Source organism: Mesorhizobium sp. M0751, assembly GCF_040320265.1.
Classification (GTDB): domain Bacteria; phylum Pseudomonadota; class Alphaproteobacteria; order Rhizobiales; family Rhizobiaceae; genus Mesorhizobium.
The window spans coordinates 218,156-235,969 of sequence record NZ_JAMYPH010000007.1 but is presented as its reverse complement, the minus strand read 5'-3'; the positions used below and the strand labels follow the sequence as shown (position 1 = coordinate 235,969).

The 17,814-nt window shown below is 63.1% G+C and carries 16 protein-coding genes; 8 read left to right on the top strand and 8 right to left on the bottom strand.

What is annotated here, in order from left to right:
- The 6 genes from NKI19_RS14370 to NKI19_RS14345 all read right to left on the bottom strand — a co-directional run bounded on the left by NKI19_RS14370 (nt 1) and on the right by NKI19_RS14345 (nt 6,714).
- Complete coding sequence (locus NKI19_RS14370; protein ID WP_352492166.1) at nt 1-996, bottom strand: ABC transporter permease; 996 nt, start codon at nt 994-996, stop codon at nt 1-3.
- A 29-nt stretch (nt 997-1,025) separates the two neighbouring features.
- Nucleotides 1,026-2,558, bottom strand: a complete 1,533-nt coding sequence (locus NKI19_RS14365; protein WP_352492165.1) for a sugar ABC transporter ATP-binding protein — start codon at nt 2,556-2,558, stop codon at nt 1,026-1,028.
- Nucleotides 2,548-3,531, bottom strand: coding sequence for an ABC transporter permease (locus tag NKI19_RS14360; RefSeq protein WP_352492164.1), 984 nt, complete (start codon nt 3,529-3,531; stop codon nt 2,548-2,550). The genes NKI19_RS14365 and NKI19_RS14360 overlap by 11 nt, the downstream gene beginning before the upstream one ends.
- A 140-nt stretch (nt 3,532-3,671) precedes the next feature.
- Nucleotides 3,672-4,703: a sugar ABC transporter substrate-binding protein gene (locus tag NKI19_RS14355; protein ID WP_352492163.1), complete on the bottom strand. Its 1,032-nt coding sequence runs from the start codon at nt 4,701-4,703 to the stop codon at nt 3,672-3,674.
- 23 nt (nt 4,704-4,726) lie between these two features.
- A complete protein-coding gene (locus NKI19_RS14350) occupies nt 4,727-5,578 on the bottom strand; it encodes an IclR family transcriptional regulator (RefSeq protein ID WP_352492162.1) in 852 nt (283 codons plus the stop codon).
- Nucleotides 5,578-6,714, bottom strand: coding sequence for an extracellular solute-binding protein (locus NKI19_RS14345; RefSeq protein WP_352492161.1), 1,137 nt, complete (start codon nt 6,712-6,714; stop codon nt 5,578-5,580). Before NKI19_RS14345 ends, NKI19_RS14350 begins: the two co-directional genes overlap by 1 nt.
- A 594-nt stretch (nt 6,715-7,308) precedes the next feature.
- On the opposite strand from NKI19_RS14345, the gene cyoA reads away from it, so the two are divergent.
- The 5 genes from cyoA (at nt 7,309) to NKI19_RS14320 (ending at nt 12,711) form a co-directional block, all read left to right on the top strand.
- Nucleotides 7,309-8,232 carry a ubiquinol oxidase subunit II gene (cyoA, locus tag NKI19_RS14340; RefSeq protein ID WP_352492160.1) on the top strand — a complete coding sequence of 308 codons (924 nt, stop codon included), beginning with the start codon at nt 7,309-7,311 and terminating at the stop codon, nt 8,230-8,232.
- Between the two features lie 2 nt (nt 8,233-8,234).
- The gene (locus tag NKI19_RS14335; RefSeq protein WP_352492159.1) at nt 8,235-10,241 is read left to right on the top strand and encodes a cbb3-type cytochrome c oxidase subunit I; all 2,007 of its coding nucleotides are present in this window, start codon (nt 8,235-8,237) and stop codon (nt 10,239-10,241) included.
- Nucleotides 10,238-10,891 carry a cytochrome o ubiquinol oxidase subunit III gene (gene cyoC / locus NKI19_RS14330; protein WP_352492158.1) on the top strand — a complete coding sequence of 218 codons (654 nt, stop codon included), beginning with the start codon at nt 10,238-10,240 and terminating at the stop codon, nt 10,889-10,891. Before NKI19_RS14335 ends, cyoC begins: the two co-directional genes overlap by 4 nt.
- Complete coding sequence (gene cyoD / locus NKI19_RS14325; RefSeq protein ID WP_352492157.1) at nt 10,888-11,316, top strand: cytochrome o ubiquinol oxidase subunit IV; 429 nt, start codon at nt 10,888-10,890, stop codon at nt 11,314-11,316. The genes cyoC and cyoD overlap by 4 nt, the downstream gene beginning before the upstream one ends.
- A gap of 201 nt (nt 11,317-11,517) precedes the next feature.
- Nucleotides 11,518-12,711, top strand: coding sequence for a DUF3182 family protein (locus NKI19_RS14320; RefSeq protein ID WP_352492156.1), 1,194 nt, complete (start codon nt 11,518-11,520; stop codon nt 12,709-12,711).
- Nucleotides 12,712-12,858: 147 nt separating this feature from the next.
- Here the strand turns inward: NKI19_RS14320 and NKI19_RS14315 are convergent, their stop codons facing one another.
- Nucleotides 12,859-13,296, bottom strand: a complete 438-nt coding sequence (locus tag NKI19_RS14315) for an Lrp/AsnC family transcriptional regulator (protein WP_292655471.1) — start codon at nt 13,294-13,296, stop codon at nt 12,859-12,861.
- A 128-nt stretch (nt 13,297-13,424) separates the two neighbouring features.
- Between NKI19_RS14315 and rocF the strand changes: the two genes are divergently transcribed.
- Both rocF and ocd read left to right on the top strand, forming a co-directional pair.
- A complete protein-coding gene (gene rocF, locus NKI19_RS14310; protein ID WP_352492155.1) occupies nt 13,425-14,345 on the top strand; it encodes an arginase in 921 nt (306 codons plus the stop codon).
- A gap of 3 nt (nt 14,346-14,348) precedes the next feature.
- Nucleotides 14,349-15,416: an ornithine cyclodeaminase gene (gene ocd / locus NKI19_RS14305; protein WP_352566955.1), complete on the top strand. Its 1,068-nt coding sequence runs from the start codon at nt 14,349-14,351 to the stop codon at nt 15,414-15,416.
- Between the two features lie 16 nt (nt 15,417-15,432).
- On the opposite strand, the gene NKI19_RS14300 is transcribed toward ocd, so the two are convergent.
- Entirely contained in the window at nt 15,433-15,594 is a 162-nt protein-coding gene (locus tag NKI19_RS14300; RefSeq protein WP_352492153.1) for a hypothetical protein, read from the bottom strand.
- Between the two features lie 270 nt (nt 15,595-15,864).
- On the opposite strand from NKI19_RS14300, the gene NKI19_RS14295 reads away from it, so the two are divergent.
- Nucleotides 15,865-17,814 (top strand): PrkA family serine protein kinase, encoded by a 1,950-nt coding sequence (locus tag NKI19_RS14295; RefSeq protein WP_352449545.1) that lies wholly within the window; start codon nt 15,865-15,867, stop codon nt 17,812-17,814.

Below are 17,814 nucleotides of genomic sequence, written 5' to 3'. Positions count from 1 at the left end.
TCAGCCTCCAATGGCGCGCCGGCGCTTTGCTTCGTCGAAGGCGACGGCGGCAATGATGATCATGCCGGTGATAACCAGCTGCCACTCGGTCGGCAGGCCGAGCCCGCGCAGCCCGTTGGACAGGAACTGCAGGATCAGCACACCGAGCGCCATGCCGGTCAGGCTGCCGATGCCGCCGGCAAGGCTCACCCCGCCGAGCACGGTGGCGGCGACGACCTGGAACTCGAAATTCAGCCCGGCCGTATGCTGCGCCGAGCCGACACGGGCCGCCAGGATGATGCCTGCGACTGTCGCCAGCAGCGCGCTGATGATGAAGCAGATGAACTTGACGCGGCGGACGTCGTAGCCTGCCAGCCGCGCCACTTCCGGGTTGCCGCCGACGGCATAGATCTGCCGCCCGAACGGCCGGTGCTGCATCACGTAGGCGAAGACGACGAGCAGGACGATGGCAATGACCGCCGAATACGGAATGACATTGAACAGGCGACCGTCCGACAGCGCGATGAAGCTGTCGAGCGCTGCATCGTCGGGGATGGCGCGCTGGCCGGTGTAGAGGTAGACACCGCCGCGCATGATGAACATCGTGCCCAGGGTCACGATCAGCGAGTTGATGCCGGCATAGGCAGTCAGATAGCCATTCACGACGCCGATGATCAGTCCGAACAGCAGCGCGCCACTGATGCCGAGCACAAGCGAGTTGGTGTCGTTCATGATGATGATAAGCGGCAGCGCGATCGTCGCCAGCAGCGAGCCGATCGAGATGTCGACCTCGCCGGACATGAAAACGATGGCGCAGCCGATGCCGGCGGTCAGCGCCAGCGAAGCCTGACCGAGCACATTGGTGATGTTGCGCACCGAGAAGAAGTTCTCCGCGGTGAAGGAAAAGAACGCAATCACCAGGATGAGGCAGAGGAGCAGCGCCAGTTCCTGCCGCGCCAGCAACCGCGCCAGCATGGACGGCGCGGCTTCGATGGACCGGGTGCCTGCAAGGCTCATCGCTTGCTCCCTTTGCGAAGCATCATCATCTATCCGATCGCTGCATTGAGGATTTTCTCCTGCGTGGCCTCGTCGCGAGGCATGATCGCGGTGAGGCGGCCTTCGCACATCACCGCGATACGGTCGGCAAGCCCCAGCAGTTCGGGCATCTCGGACGTCATCATGACGACCGCCAGGCCTTCGCCGGCGAGCCGGTCGATGAGCGCGAAAATCTCCGACTTGGCGCCCACGTCGATGCCGCGGGTCGGTTCGTCGACGACGATCACCTTGAGACCTCGCATCAGCCAGCGCGAGATCAGCACCTTCTGCTGGTTGCCGCCGGACAGGTTCTTGACCTGCTGTAACAGGCTGGGCGTCCGGATGCGGAAACGGTCGACATAGTCCTGCACCGCCTTGCGTTCCCTGGCCTTGTCGACGAAGCCCATTCTGGCGAAGGCACCGAGCGAGGCGAGGCTGGCATTCTGGTAGACCGGCAGCTCGCTCATCAGCCCTTCGCTCTTGCGGTCCTCGGTGAGCAAGCCGATGCCGAGCCGGACGCCGGTGTGCGTGTCGTGCGGCAGCAGTCGGCTGCCATCGACCGAAATGGCGCCGGAAGTGATCGGGTCGTAACCGACGATAGCCTTGGCGAGCTCGGTCCGGCCGGCCCCCATCAGGCCGAAGAAGCCGAGGACCTCGCCGGCATGCGCCTCGAACGACACATCCTTCAGCTTCTTGGCGGTGCTGAGCCCTTCAACGGAGAGCGCGACCTTGCTTGCCGGCGCGCCGCGCTTGCGCGGGAACAGGTTTTCGATGCGCCGGCCGATCATGTCCTGGATCAGCGTATCGTTGGTGTGTTCGGAGATCGGCCTGGTCGAGACGTGGCGGCCGTCGCGCAGCACGGTCACCGTGTCGGCGATCTCGAAGACCTCGTCGAGCTTGTGGCTGACATAGAGCACGGCGATGCCGAGCGCGGCCAGCCGGCGAATGACGGTGAACAGCAGCGAGACCTCGTTCGGCGTCAGCGAGGAGGTCGGCTCGTCCATCACCACGACGCGTGCTTCATGGGCGAGCGCGCGGGCGATCTCGACCATTTGCTGCTGGCTGACCGGCAGCGATCCCGTGCGCGCCGCCGGGTCGACGTTGAAGCCGATGCGCTTGAACAGAGCGGCCGCATCGGCACGGATCTTCTTCCAGTCGATCGAGCCGCCCTTGCCGGTCGGATAGCCTTCGAGGAAGATGTTTTCGGCGACGCTGAATTCGGCGATCAGCGCGATCTCCTGGAATACCACCTTGATGCCCTCTTTCAGGCTGTCGCGCGGCGACTTGATGTCGGCCTCGCGGCCGCGCAGGCGGATGGTGCCGGCATCCTTGCCATAGACCCCGGCCATGATCTTGATCAGCGTCGACTTGCCGGCGCCGTTCTCGCCCATCAGGGCGTGGATTTTGCCGGGTTCCAGGGTCAGGTCGACATTGTCCAGCGCCACCACGCCGGGAAAGCGCTTGCCGATGCCGCGCATCTCCAGCGCCGGCACGCTTCTGTCGACAGCCACGGTTTCGCCGGGGTGGAGGAAATCAACCGACATTGGCTCTGTTCCGCACGATGTCGAGATAGGTCGCCAGGATGATGACGATTCCCGGCACCACCATCTGCAGATCCTGGTTCCAGCCGAGGATGATGATGCCGTTGTCGATGACCTTCAGCACCAGCACGCCCAGCAATGTGCCGAGCAGCGAGCCGCGGCCGCCAAGCAGGCTGGTGCCGCCGAGGATGACGGCGGCAATCACCGTCAGCTCGAAGCCGCGACCGGCGGTCGGCTGGCCGGCATTCATCAGCGACGACAGGATCATGCCGGCGATGCCGACGCACAGGCCGGTGGCGACGAAGGCGAACAGTTTCAGCCGTTGCGAGCGCACGCCGGAGAGACGAACCGCGCGCTCGTTGGCGCCGACAGCATAGAGATAGCGGCCGAGCGTGGTGAAGCGCAGCGTCGCCGCGGCCAGCGCGAAAATCAGCGCTGCAAGGACCACGGGCAGCGGGATCGCGCCGAGATAGCCGGCGCCGAGATCGGTGAAACTTGCAAGCCGGTGGTGGTTCTGCACCGCTTCACGCGTGAACAGATAGACGCCGCCCTGCAGCATCATCATCGTGCCGATGGTGGCGATCAGCGAGTTCACCTTGAGCCTGGTGACGACGAGGCCGTTGAAAAGGCCGACGGCACCGGAAAAGGCGAGCGCCGCCAGCAGGCCGAGCGTCAGGCTGTGCGTCGAATTGAGCACGGCCATGCCGATGCAGCCGACAAAAGCCAGCGATGCACCGACCGACAGGTCGACTTCGGCGGTGATGATCAGCATCGTCATGCCGGAGGCAACGATCAGCACCAGCGCGCATTGGCGCAGGATGGCGATGATGTTGGCCTCGGAATAGAATTGCGGCGCCGCAATCGAAATGGCGATGCAGAGCACGGCCAGGATCACGCCGAGCACCAGTTGGCTGCTGCCCAGCAGCTGGTCGCCGATGAAACGCCTTGGCGCGGAGGATTGCGTAAGCTCGCTCATGTCCATTTCATTTCCGGGCCCGTATCGGTGCCGTCGCCGTTCGGAAACCTGCCGGGTCAAAACAGGACGGTTGACCTGTTTTGCCGTCGGCATCCGATCCGATGCCCTTCCCGCCGTGCGGGAAGGGCTAGCCGGAGTCCTTACTTCTTCAGGTCAGCCGAGGTTTTCATGCACTTTTCCGGCGGCTGGAGCGCATTGACGGCATCCCATTTGATCGTTCGTGTGGTGCCATCGTAGTCGTAGAACTTCTTCCAGTCGTCGCCGTTCATCGGCGCGGTCGGGCTGACGATGTGTTCCGGCACCTCCTCGCCGTTGAAGAGCTTAACCGCTGCATCGATGGCGGTGTAGCCTTCCTTTTCCGGGAACATCGCGGCTTCGATGCGGTAGGACGGTTCATTCTGCATGGCATTGATGAAGGCGAGGCCTTCGCCGCCGGTGCCGACCGTCAACAGGCCGTCCTGCGACTTGCCGGCCGCTTTCCAGGCCTGAAGGCCGCCGAGCGAGGAGGAATCGTTGATGCCGTAGATGATGTTGATGTCGGCGTTCTTGGCAAGAGCCGCCGAAGAGACTTCGAGCGCGCGATCCGGATTGCCGCCGCCGTCGAGGTCGTGGACCATGACCGCGTCGGGGATGATGGTCTTCAGGCCGTCCATGAAACCCTGCGACCGCAGGACGGTGGCCGACAGCAGCGGCAGGCCGACATTCATCACCTTGGCCTTGCCTTCGAGCTTTTCCTTGGCGTATTTGCCGGCTTCGACGCCGGCGGCGTAGCCGGTGTCGTAGTCGCAGATCGCGACCATTGTGGTCATGCCCTTGACCGGATTGCCTTCGAGCACGACCGGAACGTTGTTGGATTTCGCCTGGCGCAGCAGCGGCACGACGCCTTCCTCGTTGACGGGCGTGATGATCAGGACGTCGACGCCCTTGGCCATGAAATCTTCGGCCGCCGAGACCTCCTTGGCAACGTCCAGATTGGCGTCCTGCACCTCGAGCTCGATGCCGAGTTCCTTGGCGCGGGACTGCATGCCCTTGATGACGTTCTGATACCACTCATGCGTGGCATAGTTGGTGACGTAGCCGATGCGCTTCGGCATGTTTTCGGCCTGTGCCGCGGCGGCGCTCAGAGCCAGCACCGCCGCCGAGGCAAACAGCATCGATTTGGACCAGTTCATGTTTCTTCTCCCTGTATTTCTTGTCAGTTGCTGAACGGATAGTCCCGCCGTTCCGGGTCGGCACGTGAAGAGGCGGCAGCTTCGCCCGCGCCCAGCGCCGCCGATATCGTCTCGGCCGCCGCCTTCGTCCGCTCGAAGACGGTCTTGCGATCGAAGCGCGCGGCCTTTTGCGGCAAGAACGGGACGGTGAGCGCGGCAATGACGGCGCCGGTATGGTCGCGCACCGGCATCGAGATGTTGGTGCAGCCCTCGACAGCCAGCGAGGCGCGCATTTCATAGCCGAGCCTTGCGACCTCGTTCAGCCGCGCTTCGATTTCCGCCCGGCTGCCCTGGCCTTCGCCTGCAGCGACGATCCGCTCGACGATGCGGTCGCGCTCGGCGCGGCTTGAATGCGCCAGCAGCACCGCGCCGGAACTCGTTTCGAGGATCGGGAAATGCGAGCCAAGGGCAACCGAATAACGCATCGGCAAAGGCGAATCGATCTGCAGCACGACCAGCGCGCTCTCGCCTTCGCGCACGACCAGATGGCAGCTCTGGTCGGCATTGGCGGCGAGGCCGCGCATCACCGGCAGCGCGCATTCGACCAGGCGGTTCACCGGCGGATGCATATGCGCCAGTTCGAACAGCTTCAGCGACAGGCGGAAGCGGTCCGATTGGGTCCGGAAAATGTAGCCGCGCTTCTCCAGCAGCAGCAGGATGCGGTAGATCTCGTGAATGGAGCGCCCCATTCCGGTGGCGATCTCGGTCTGGGTCAGCGGCTCGCCGCTGGCAGCCATGAATTCCAAGATATCGAGCGCCTTCTCTACCGCCGGCACGCGGTAGCCGTTGCGGCCGCTTTCCCCTTCGTCGACGACCTGGGCAATATCGGTGGCCATTACGCGACGCTCCGTTGCGGCTGCCTGGTCTCGCGATAGAGTCGGTTCAGCCGGTCCGCGAGTTCCGCCGCCGGCAATTCGCCGGCGATGGCCGCCGCGGCATGAGGGGCGCATTGGCGGAAGAAGCTGATGAAGCCCGGGTGGGTCGGGCGCAGATAGGAGGCTTCGATCGTCGCCAGCGTCGAGGCGAAGAAGCCGCCTGAGAGAGCGTTGACCTCGGCATCCTGCCACGCCGCCAACGATCCCGGCTGTCCGCCGGATTTCACATAGTCGCCGCGCTGATAGCCGGGCGAGCACAGAAACAGCGCGTAATCGATGGCAGCCTGCTTGTGTTTCGATTGGGCGCTGACGCCGATGCCGGCGCCGCCGAGCAAGGCGCCGGCGGATCGCGGCGTCGGCACGTCGGCGAAGCGCAGAAACGGCCTGTCTGCCTTGGAGGCATAGTTCACATAGCCGAAGGCGAACGGCACGTAGACCACGTCGTCATGCGCGATCATGTGATCGTAGCAGCGGATCGGGTTCCATTTCGGCGAGTTCGGGTGCGATAGCGCGGCAAGCTGGCGCAATTGCCCGACGGCCCGCTCGATCTTTTCCCCGGCGATGAACTCGTCGCCGTCTTCGCTGGGCTCACCCAGCGTCAAAAGCAGGCACATAGCGTCAGTCGGCACCAACGGCAGCCCAAGCCATTTGCCGTCCTTCAAGGCGCGCCGGCCGAGATCCAGCACCTCGTCATGGCTGCGCGGCAGCGGTCCGTAGCGCTCCAGGAGATCGGGGCGATACGAGGCAACCTGGCAGGCAGCATCGATCGGCAACGCCCATTGGCGCCCGTCCCTTGCGTAGGATTGCCAGGATGCGCCAACTGAATCCTGTTCGAAACCGCGGCGCTGCTCAGCCGACAAATCGAACGGCACCATCAGCCCGCCTTCGGCAATATCGCCGATGAACGGATGGTCGAACACGACAAGGTCATAGGCGCCGAGCACCGGACCAAGCGCGGCCTCGCCGAACTCGTAAAGGCTGCGGCGGTCCCATTCGATCTCAAGACCGGGATTGGCGACGCAATACGGCCGGATGCTGGCGTCGAGCGGACCCCAGCAGCGTCGGTGATCCCACGCGAGGCCGCGCAGTCTTGTCATGCCGAAATTCCTCCCACAGCCGGCGATGCGCCGGCCCAGCCGATTAGTAGCAAGTATTTTCACCTAGACAAGTAGTTTTTACATACGCAAAGCCGACCCTCGCTTCCCCTTGGCAGGAAAGCCGCCCAACCTCGCCTGGTGCGCATCGCATTGCCGCCCAGCCCTGCAACCAAAGGCTGTGATGGATCCGGTTTTTTGGGAACTTTCGCGACGAGCATTCGTTCGGTTGGCGCCAGTCATCTGGAGCAGCATCACTGGAATCAGCAGCCACGTCGCACGGAGCAGGCCAAATGGACCAACTATGGGCGCGGCCATGAACCGGTTTGCCGCCTTGGCATTCGCCACGTTTCTGGCGATAACTTCGATCTGGATACTGTTTCTGGTTTCTTAGGATTTGGTTCTGGTTGCTTAGGATTTGGAGGGGTTCTCGACAGGTCGACCGCTTAACGATGACGTCCGCCGCATGTGGTTCTGCCAGCCGGAGCCCCGTGCGTGAAGAAACTGTCGCCAGGAGCACACCGGCGCGCACATTCGGGGTTGGCAGCCACGCTGCCTGCAACGTTCCAATCGGTTTTCAGAAAACAGCGAGATCTCATGTTGCTGAGGGCGATCGTTCGAAACTGTGCCGCCATCCGTCCTGGCCGCGTCGGCGCGACGATGCTTGTTGCCGGGCTGCTTGCCGGCTGCCAGGGCGGCGTGCTCGACCCGCAAGGGCCAGTCGGCGCCGCGCAGCGCACGATCCTGCTCAATTCGGTCGCCATCATGCTGGCCATCGTCGTCCCGACGATCGTGGCGACGCTCGGTTTTGCCTGGTGGTTCCGTGAGACCAACACAAGAGCGCGGTATCTGCCGGAATGGGCCTATTCCGGACGCATCGAACTGGTGGTCTGGTCGATTCCCATCCTCGTCATCCTGTTTCTGAGCGGCATCATCTGGATCGGGTCGCATGACCTCGATCCAATGAAGCCGCTGGATTCCCAGCAAAAGCCGCTTGAGGTGCAGGTCGTCTCGCTCGACTGGAAATGGCTGTTCATCTACCCCGAGCAGAATGTCGCGAGCATCAACCGGCTTGTGGTGCCGGCGGGCAGGCCGGTGCATTTCTCGCTCACCTCGGCAAGCGTCATGAACGCGTTCTTCGTGCCTCAGCTCGGCGGCATGATCTACACGATGAACGGCATGACGACGCAGCTTCACCTGCAGGCGGATCAGCCGGGCGAATTCTATGGGCGGTCGGCCCATTTCAGCGGCGACGGTTTTCCAGGCATGCAATTCGTGCTGCATGCCGTCGCGGCGGACGCCTTCGATGCATTCGTCAATTCAGCGCGAAGCCAGGGACAGGCACTCGACAAGGCCAGCTACCAGGAACTGGCCAGACAGAGCCTGGACGTGCCGCCTTCGACCTACCGCTCGGTCGAGCCGGACCTTTTCTATGAAATCGCGACGCAAGGCGTTCCGCCCGCGCCCGGTCCCCAGGCCGGTGGCCCCGAGCCGAGCGTATTGCCCAAGACAGGAGGCTGACAATGCTCGGAAAATTGAGCTGGGACGTCATTCCGTTCGATCAGCCTCTGCCGATGATCGCCTCGGCGGTCGTCGCCCTGGCAATCCTCGGCGTGCTGGCCTGGGTCTTCCTGGCCGGCCATTTCCCCTATCTGTGGCGCGAATGGATCACCAGCGTCGATCACAAGCGGATTGGCGTGATGTACACGCTGCTGGCCCTGCTGATGCTGCTGCGCGGTTTCAGCGACGCCGTCATGATGCGGTCCCAGCAGGCCCTCGCCTTCCAGGCGCCCGGCTATCTGCCGCCCGACCACTTCAACCAGGTCTTTTCCGCCCACGGCACCATCATGATCTTTTTCGGGGCGATGCCGTTCGTCATCGGCCTAATGAACCTGGTCGTGCCGCTGCAGCTCGGCGTCCGCGACGTGGCCTTTCCGACGCTCAACTCGGTGAGTTTCTGGCTCACCGCCACCGGTGCGCTGCTGGTCAACATCTCGCTGGTGATCGGCGAATTCGCGCGCACCGGGTGGCTGCCGTATCCGCCGCTCAGCGAGACCGCCTACTCGCCGGGCGTCGGCGTCGACTATTATCTGTGGGCAGTGCAGATAGCGGGCGTCGGAACGCTGCTCACCGGCATCAATTTCGTCACCACGATCCTGAAGGTGCGGGCGCCCGGCATGAGTTATCTCAGGATGTCGATGTTCTGCTGGACCTCACTCGCCGCCAGCCTGCTCATCGTCGCCGCCTTCCCGATCCTCACCGCCACGCTCGCGATGCTGACGCTCGACCGCTATTTCGGCTTTCATTTCTTCACCAACGAAGCCGGCGGCAACATGCTGATGTTCGTGAACCTGATCTGGGCCTGGGGCCATCCCGAGGTCTACATCCTCGTCCTGCCGGCGTTCGGCATCTTCTCGGAGGTCATCTCCACCTTCTCCAGCAAGCCGCTGTTCGGCTACCGCTCGATGGTGGCCGCGACACTCTTCATCTGCATCGTCTCTTTCATGGTGTGGCTGCACCACTTCTTCACCATGGGCGCCGACGCCGACGTCAACGCCGCGTTCGGCATCGCGACCAGCATCATCGCTGTCGGTACCGGCGTGAAGATCTACAACTGGATGTTCACCATGTATGGCGGCCGCATCCGCTTCGCGACGCCGATGCTGTGGTCGCTGGGCTTCATGGTGACGTTCGTCGTCGGCGGCATGACGGGCGTGTTGCTGGCCGTGCCGCCGGCCGATTTCCTGCTCCACAACAGCCTGTTCCTGGTGGCGCATTTCCACAACGTCATCATCGGCGGTGTGCTGTTCGGCGCCTTCGCGGGATATACCTACTGGTTTCCCAAGGCATTCGGCTTCCGGCTGCACGAGGGCTGGGGCAAGCTGGCCTTCTGGCTGACGCTGATCGGCTTCTACGCCACCTTCGTGCCGCTCTACGCTGTCGGCCTGCTCGGCATGACCCGCCGCATGCAGCATTTCGACGTGCCGGCCTGGCATCCCTGGGTGCTGGTTGCCGGCGCCGGCATGTTAATCACCACCGCCGGCGTGGTCGCGCAGATCGTACAGCTCGTCGTCAGCATCCGGCAGCGCGCGGCACTTCGCGACGCCACCGGAGATCCCTGGGACGGTCGCTCGCTGGAATGGGCCACGCCCTCGCCGCCGCCGGTCTTCAACTTCGCCGCGCTTCCGCATGTCGAGGGCGAAGAGCCCTACTGGAGCATCAAGCAGCGGGCACGCGAGCAAAACCGGCTGCGCGACGAGCCTGAATACGAGCCGATCGAGATGCCGCGCAACAGCCCCACCGGGTTCATCTGCGCCTTCTTTGCGACCGTGATGGGCTTCGCCCTCATCTGGCACATCTGGTGGATGGTGGCGCTCGGCGCGCTCGGTGCTTTCGCCACCTTCGTCGTATTCGCGTGGCGCGACATCCCCGAATACGTCATTCCTTCCGCCGAAGTCGCCCGGATCGACCGCGCCAACCGAAGTGCCCGCCGCGAGGCGCTGGCCACCTACACGGGGCCAAGGCCATGACTGTGATCGACGTTCGAGAACGTGACCCCTACCGCCTCGGCCATCGCGGGCACGGCCATGCACCCGGCCATGGCGACGGCGGCCCGGCACCGATCCGGATCGTCGTCGGCTACGGCTTCTGGATCTTCCTTCTGAGCGACATCGTGATGTTCTCGGCCTTCTTCGCGGCCTATGCCGTGCTGGCGGGCAAGACGGCGGGCGGACCAAGCGGACCCGAGCTGTTCGACCTGCGCAACGTCTCGATCGAGACGGCCGCTTTGCTTTTGTCGAGCTTCACCTGCGGTCTCGCCAGCCTCGCCGTGACAGCGCGGCGAAGCTCCTGGTTCTATGTCGCCATGGCTGTCACCTTCGTGCTCGGCGCCACCTTCATCCTGCTCGAGTTGCGCGAGTTCGCGCATATGGTTGCCAGCGGCGCCGGACCTACGCGCAGCGCTTTCCTGTCGGCGTTCTTCACGCTGGTTGGATGCCATGGCCTTCACGTCACGGCGGGGCTGCTGTGGCTGCTCACGATGATGGCGCAGATCTTCGCCAAGGGATTCCGCGACGATATTCTTCGGCGTTTCATGTGCTTCAGCCTGTTCTGGCACGCCCTCGACATCATCTGGGTCGCCCTGTTCACGGTGGTCTATCTCCTGGGAGCAAGTCGATGAGCCATGCTGACGATCGCCACGCGCAACGGCGCGACACCGATGGCCCGGAGCGCTACGACATCGATACGGCGCCGGGTGACGAATACCTCGGCGACGCCGAGGTCGGATCCGGGTTGCGCGGCTATGTGATCGGCCTCGGGCTGGCAACGCTGCTGACCATCGCCTCATTCTGGTTGCCCGGAACGAACCTGATATGGGCACCCGGCATTCCGGTGGCGCTGGTCGTGCTGGCGATCGCTCAGATGGGCGTGCATCTCGTCTTCTTCCTGCACATCACGACGGGGCCGGACAACACCAACAACGCTCTGGCGCTTGCCTTCGGCGTGCTGATCGTTGTGCTGGTGATCGGCGGCTCGATCTGGATCATGGCCAATCTCGACCACAATTTGATGCCGATGAACGCTAACATGAACATGAACCGCTAGGGATTATTCTGGCCGTTGGCCGCAGTTCATGCGACAGCGAGCTCCGGTCTCAAGCCCGCTCGAATGTGCCGACGAGCTCGGCCTCTCCCAGGACGTGCGGCGCGGCCGTCACCCGGTCAAATCTGCAGCCAGCCGCTGGCCGGAACATTCGCCGCGTAAGCGGGTTTTTCGGTTCGGACGCATCGCCGCGGAATAACGGCAATGGGCTCGGCAATGGACGAAGGGCGCGACATGACCGGGCTAAGCGGTAAGCAACCTAGCGGGGCGAAAGGTGTTGTGGTCGCATTCTCCGCACCGGGCGGCGAGACCATCTACGCCCACGAACGCGAAACTGTCGCTGCCGTCGCGCGCACGATTGCAGCGTTGAAGGGGTTTTCCTTCCGCCAGGGCCTGCGTGACGGCGGCGGTGACAGCGGCGGGCTGTATTTCGTGCCGGACGACAGCTTGCTTGCTGCCGATGCGGCCCAACTGGGCATCAACGGGCCCGACGACCTCTTCGGCGGCGTGGTGCCCTGGCGCCTCGCAACCACCAAGGCCATAACCCACGAGCTGGTGGACGGATCGGCGGCACGGCCAAAAGAATGGCCCGCCGGCTTCGGCAGCACCGTCGCCGCAGCCGTACTGCCCGGCTACACTGCATTTTCACGCCATGACGCGCTGCGCGCAGCGCAACGTCTGCTGGAGCTCGGGCTGGTCCGGTTCAAGCCACCGCGCGCTTCGCGGGGCCGCGACCAGCACACCGCCGCGACGGTCGGCGACGTCGAAAGGCTGCTGGACCAATATCCATCCTCCGACCTCAGCGAATACGGCCTTGTTCTCGAAACGCAGCTTCGCGACATCGTTACGCTGAGCGTTGGCAGAACCATGATCGACGAATTGTCGGTCAGCTATTACGGCACCCAGCGGACGACGACCGACAACGACGGACAGCCCGTCTACGGCGGATCCGATCTGGTTGTCGTGCGCGGCGGATGGGAGGCGCTGGACGGGCTGCGACTATCTCCGGCGCTGGGTTTGGCCGTGGCGCAGGCGAGAACCTATGACGCAGCGATGGATGGTTATCCCGGATTCTTCGCCTCGCGACGCAACTACGACATCGGCCAAGGTGTCGATTCCTCGGGCATCTGGCGATCGGGTGTGCTGGAAGCCAGCTGGCGGATCGGTGGCAGCAGCAGCGCCGAGCTCGCAGCAATGGACGCCATGAAGCGCGACCCCGACATGCAGATCGTGCATGTCTCCGCCGTCAAGCAGTTCGGCAGCACTGCGCGGCTGCCGCTGAACGCAGCAATCCATTTCCACGGCGAGGACCCCGAGGAGGGTCAAATCACGCGTTACACCGTCGTCACCCAGGCGATCCGAGGGCCGAGCGGGGGAGCCGGCCGATCGTCATTCTAGCCATGTCAGGTCGGGCCGAAACACGCCGCCGGCCGGGAACATCCGCCAATGGCGTTCCACACTTTTCGTGGAATTGCTCTAACCGCGGCGGCAATTGAAGGTTCCGTGGCTTCGGACTTCGTTACCGCTACAGGTCAAGGGCGAAGATCACAGCCGCGCCTTGGTGGTGCGTGGCGTTGCCAGGAGCAGGCTTGTTTCGCTGCCGGTAATTCCGGGGATCAGGCGGATACGTCTCAGCACCGCGTCGAACTCGCTCAGGGTCTGGGTTCCGAGTTCTATCACCAGATCCCAGCGGCCATTGGTGGTGTGGATGGTCGAGACCTCGGAGAAGCCGCCCAGCGCCCGGATGACGCGATCGGCGGCGTGGCCTTCGATCTCGATCATCATGATGCCACGCACGCGCTGATCGACCGCGTCGGCGCGCAGAATGACGGTGTAGCCGACGATGACGCCGTCCCTTTCAAGCCGCTCGATCCGCGACCTTACCGTTGCCCGGGAGACACCCAGGCTGATGGCAAGATCGGAAATGCTGCGCCGGGCGTCGTGCCGCAAAGAGGTGATGATCTGCTCGTCGAGCTGGTCCATGATTGCTCACAACGGAAGTAGATGATGCCACAATGGTAAGGCACTTCGACAAATTTTCCAATTTGACATGTTCATTCTGCCAGCGATGCCGGCTTCAATAAAGGCATCGTAATTGGTGGGGTATGAGCATGCATTGCACGATCGTTGGGGCGCCGATCCAGGCCGGCTCAGGCCGCATGGGCTGCGAGATGGGGCCGAGTGCGCTGCGCACGGCCGGCCTGGCCGGCGCACTGACCGAGCTCGGCCATACGCTGACCGACCTCGGAACCATCGTCCCTGCCGACATGCGTCCTGTCGTACACGGCAACGCGGCGGTGAAGGCGTTGCCGGAAATTGCCGCGTGGACAGCGGCAATCAGCGAAACGGCCTATGCCGCGAGCGCCGACGCGATGCCGATCTTTCTCGGCGGCGACCACAGCATTTCGGCCGGCACGCTCGCCGGCATTGCCCGCCGGGCGGCGAATGCCGGCCGGCCGCTCTTCGTGCTGTGGCTCGACGCCCACCCCGATTTTCATACGCTCGACACGACCACCAGCGGCAATTTGCATGGTGTGCCGCTGGCCTACGCCAGCGGGCAGCCCGGCTTCGAGGGCTATTTCCCCCGCCTTGCAGCGCAGGTGGACCCGGCTCGCATATGCGCGCTGGGGATCCGCAGCGTGGACCTGGCGGAAAGGGAAGCGTTGCGCAGAGCCGGCGTGACGGTCCATGACATGCGTTCGATCGACGAGCACGGCATTGCGCAACTGCTTCGCGCCTTTCTCGAACGGGTGAGCGCAGCCAACGGGATGCTGCACGTCAGCCTCGACGTCGATTTTCTCGACCCGTCGATCGCCCCGGCGGTGGGCACCACCGTTCCCGGCGGCGCTACCTTCCGCGAGGCGCATCTGGCGATGGAAATGCTGCATGACAGCGGCCTCGTCACCAGTCTCGACCTCGTCGAGCTCAACCCTTTTCTCGACGAACGCGGCCGCACCGCCACGCTGTTGGTCGACCTGACCGCGAGCCTGATGGGCCGGCGGATCATGGATCGCCCGACGAGGGGGTTCTGAGCCATGACCGTCAATTTGAACATCGTCCCGTTCGTCAGCGTCGACCGCATGATGAAGCTGGTGCTTGCCATCGGCATCGAGCGCTTCCTGCTCGAGCTTGCCGCCTATATCGAAGAGGATTTCAGGCGCTGGGAGCTGTTCGACAAGACGCCGCGCGTCGCCTCGCACAGCGTTGACGGCGTCATCGAGCTGATGCCGACCAGCGATGGGCAGCTTTACGGGTTCAAATACGTCAACGGGCATCCGAAGAACACGCGTGACGGCCGCCAGACCGTGACCGCTTTCGGCGTGCTTGCCGATGTCGGCAACGGCTATCCGATGCTGCTTTCGGAAATGACCATCCTGACCGCGCTCAGAACCGCCGCAAGCTCGGCGGTCGCGGCGAAATACCTCGCTCCTGAGGCCGCCAGGTGCATGGCGATCATCGGCAATGGCGCGCAATCGGAATTCCAGGCGATTGCGTTCAAGGCGCTGCTTGGCGTCGACAGGCTGCGGCTCTACGATATCGACCCGGCGGCCTCGGCGAAATGCATGAAGAACCTTGCCGGCATGGGTTTCGACATCAAGCTCTGCGCGTCGGCGCAGGAAGCCGTTGAAGGTGCAGAGATCATCACCACGGTTACCGCCGACAAGCGGTCGGCAACAATCCTGACCGACAACATGGTCGGATCCGGCGTGCACATCAATGCCGTGGGCGGCGACTGCCCGGGCAAGACCGAGCTGCATCGCGACATTCTGCTGCGCTCGGACATTTTCGTCGAATATCCACCGCAGACGCGCATCGAAGGCGAGAGCCAGCAGCTCGATGCGGATCATCCGGTCACCGAATTGTGGCAGGTGATGACAGGAAAGGCAGCAGGCCGGACGGATGCAAGACAGATCACATTGTTTGATTCCGTCGGCTTTGCGATCGAGGATTTTTCCGCGTTGCGCTACGTCCGCGATCAGCTTCAGCGGACCGGTCTTTACGAGGAACTAGACCTTCTGGCCGATCCCGATGAGCCGCGCGACCTGTTCGGCATGCTGCTGCGGGCCGAAAAAGCGACCGGGCTGGCGGTTGCCGGCAGCTGAGCTGCGATCCTGTCGGTCAGTCCTTCTTTTCCCGATACAGGCGCTCGGTTGCGCGCTCGCTTTCCCTGCGCTCCGCCGGGCCGCGACGGCGCTGCGTGAGCAGGGCGTAGGCGATCAGAATTGCCAGCAGCAGTGGACCGCCTGCAACGACGAGCAACCACAAACTATTCCCAGACATCGACCGTCTCCTTTCCCTCACAACCGGGAAGGACCCGAACCGTTCCTCCGTCTCGTTGGGGGTCGTCAGCGGGGCGTGGTGCAATTCAGGATTTTATGCCTCGGTCAGGACGTTGCACGCCTTGTCTGCACTCAGGATGTCCTTATCTAGACTCTTATCCTTCGATCACATGCACTCTCTGCGAAGTGAAGGGAACCACAAGCGCTTTCTGACATTTGGTTGTTCAAGAGACAAACGTGCAGCCACACCGGCTCCGGGGCTAGGAATACCATGCGTGAGAATCAATCCGACGTCTTCGATCTGTTTTCCGAGGTTTACAAGAATGCGGCTCAGGAGGAGATAAGCCTCCAGCAATATCTGCTTGCCTGCCGCGAGGACAAGTCGATGTACGCCTCGGCACCCGAACGGATGGTCGAGGCGATCGGCGAACCGACCTTTGTCGATACCAGCAAGGACGAGCGGCTCGGCCGTATTTTTTCGAACCGGACGATCAAGATCTATCCAACCTTCGCCGACTTTTACGGCATGGAGGATACGATCGAGCGTATCGCCGGTTATTTCCGCTATGCCTCGCAAGGGCTCGAGGAACGCAAGCAGATCCTCTATCTGCTCGGCCCGGTCGGCGGCGGCAAGTCCTCGCTTGCGGAGCAGCTGAAAAGGCTGATGGAGCAGCGTCCGATCTATACGCTGAAGGTCGGCGGCCAGGTCAGCCCGGTCTTCGAATCGCCGCTCGGGCTGTTCGATCCCGACCGCATGGGCGACCTTTTGGAGGACAAATACGGCATCGCCCGGCGGCGGCTGAACGGCCTGATCTCGCCCTGGGCGGCAAAGCGCCTCGACGAATTGTCCGGCGACATCTCCAAATTCAGCGTCGTCAAGCTGATGCCGTCCCGGCTGCGCCAGATCGGCATCGCCAAGACCGAGCCGGGCGACGAGAACAACCAGGACGTTTCGGCCCTGGTCGGCAAGGTCGACATCAGGCAGCTGGAAAACTTCAGCCAGTCCGATCCTGACGCCTACTCTTATAGCGGCGGGCTGAACCGGACGACGCAAGGGCTGCTCGAATTCGTCGAGATGTTCAAGGCGCCGATCAAGGTGCTGCATCCGCTGCTGACCGCGACCCAGGAAGGCAGCTACAACGGCACCGAGAATTTCGGCGCTTTCCCCTATCAGGGCATCATCGTTGCCCATTCCAACGAGTCGGAATGGCTGCAGTTCAAGAACAACAAGAACAACGAGGCGTTCCTCGACCGCATCCTGGTGGTCAAGGTGCCGTATTGCCTGCGCGTCACCGAAGAGCGGCAGATCTACGAGAAGCTGTTGCGCGAGAGCGAATTGGCTAACAGCCCCTGCGCTCCGGAAGTGCTCGATATCCTCAGCCGGTTCACCGTCTCGACCCGCCTGGCCGAACACGACAATTCGCCGCTCTACACCAAGATGCGCGTCTATGACGGCGAGAACCTCAAGGAAACCGATCCCAAGGCGAAGTCGGTCCAGGAATACCGAAACGCCGCCGGTGTCGATGAAGGCATGACCGGCGTCAGCACCCGCTTCGCCTTCAAGATCCTGTCGCAGACCTTCAATTACGACACCGAAGAGGTGGCCGCCGATCCGGTGCATCTGATGTACATCCTGGAAGAGGCGATCAAGCGCGAGCAGTTCCCGAAGGAGACCGAGGCGGACTATCTCGATTTCATCAAGTCGGAGCTGGCCACCCGTTATGCCGAGTTCATCGGCCACGAGATCCAGAAGGCCTATCTGGAATCCTACAGCGAATACGGCCAGAACCTGTTCGACCGCTATATCGCCTACGCCGATGCCTGGATCGAGGATCAGGACTACAAGGATACCGATACCGGCCAGATCCTCAATCGCGAGGTCTTGGACAACGAACTGTCGCAGGTCGAAAAGCCGGCCGGCATCGCCAATCCCAAGGACTTCCGCAACGAAGTGGTGAAGTTCACGCTGCGCGCGCGGGCCAGAAACCATGGCCGTAACCCGTCATGGACAAGCTATGAGAAGCTGCGCGAAGTCATTGAGAAGCGGATGTTCGGGCAGGTCGAGGACCTGCTGCCGGTGATCAGCTTCGGCTCCAAGCAGGACAGCGTGACGGAGAAGCGGCATACAGAATTCGTGCAGCGGATGATCCAGCGCGGCTACACCGAGCGCCAGGTCCGCCGGCTGGTGGACTGGTACATGCGGGTGAACAAGGCGGGTTGA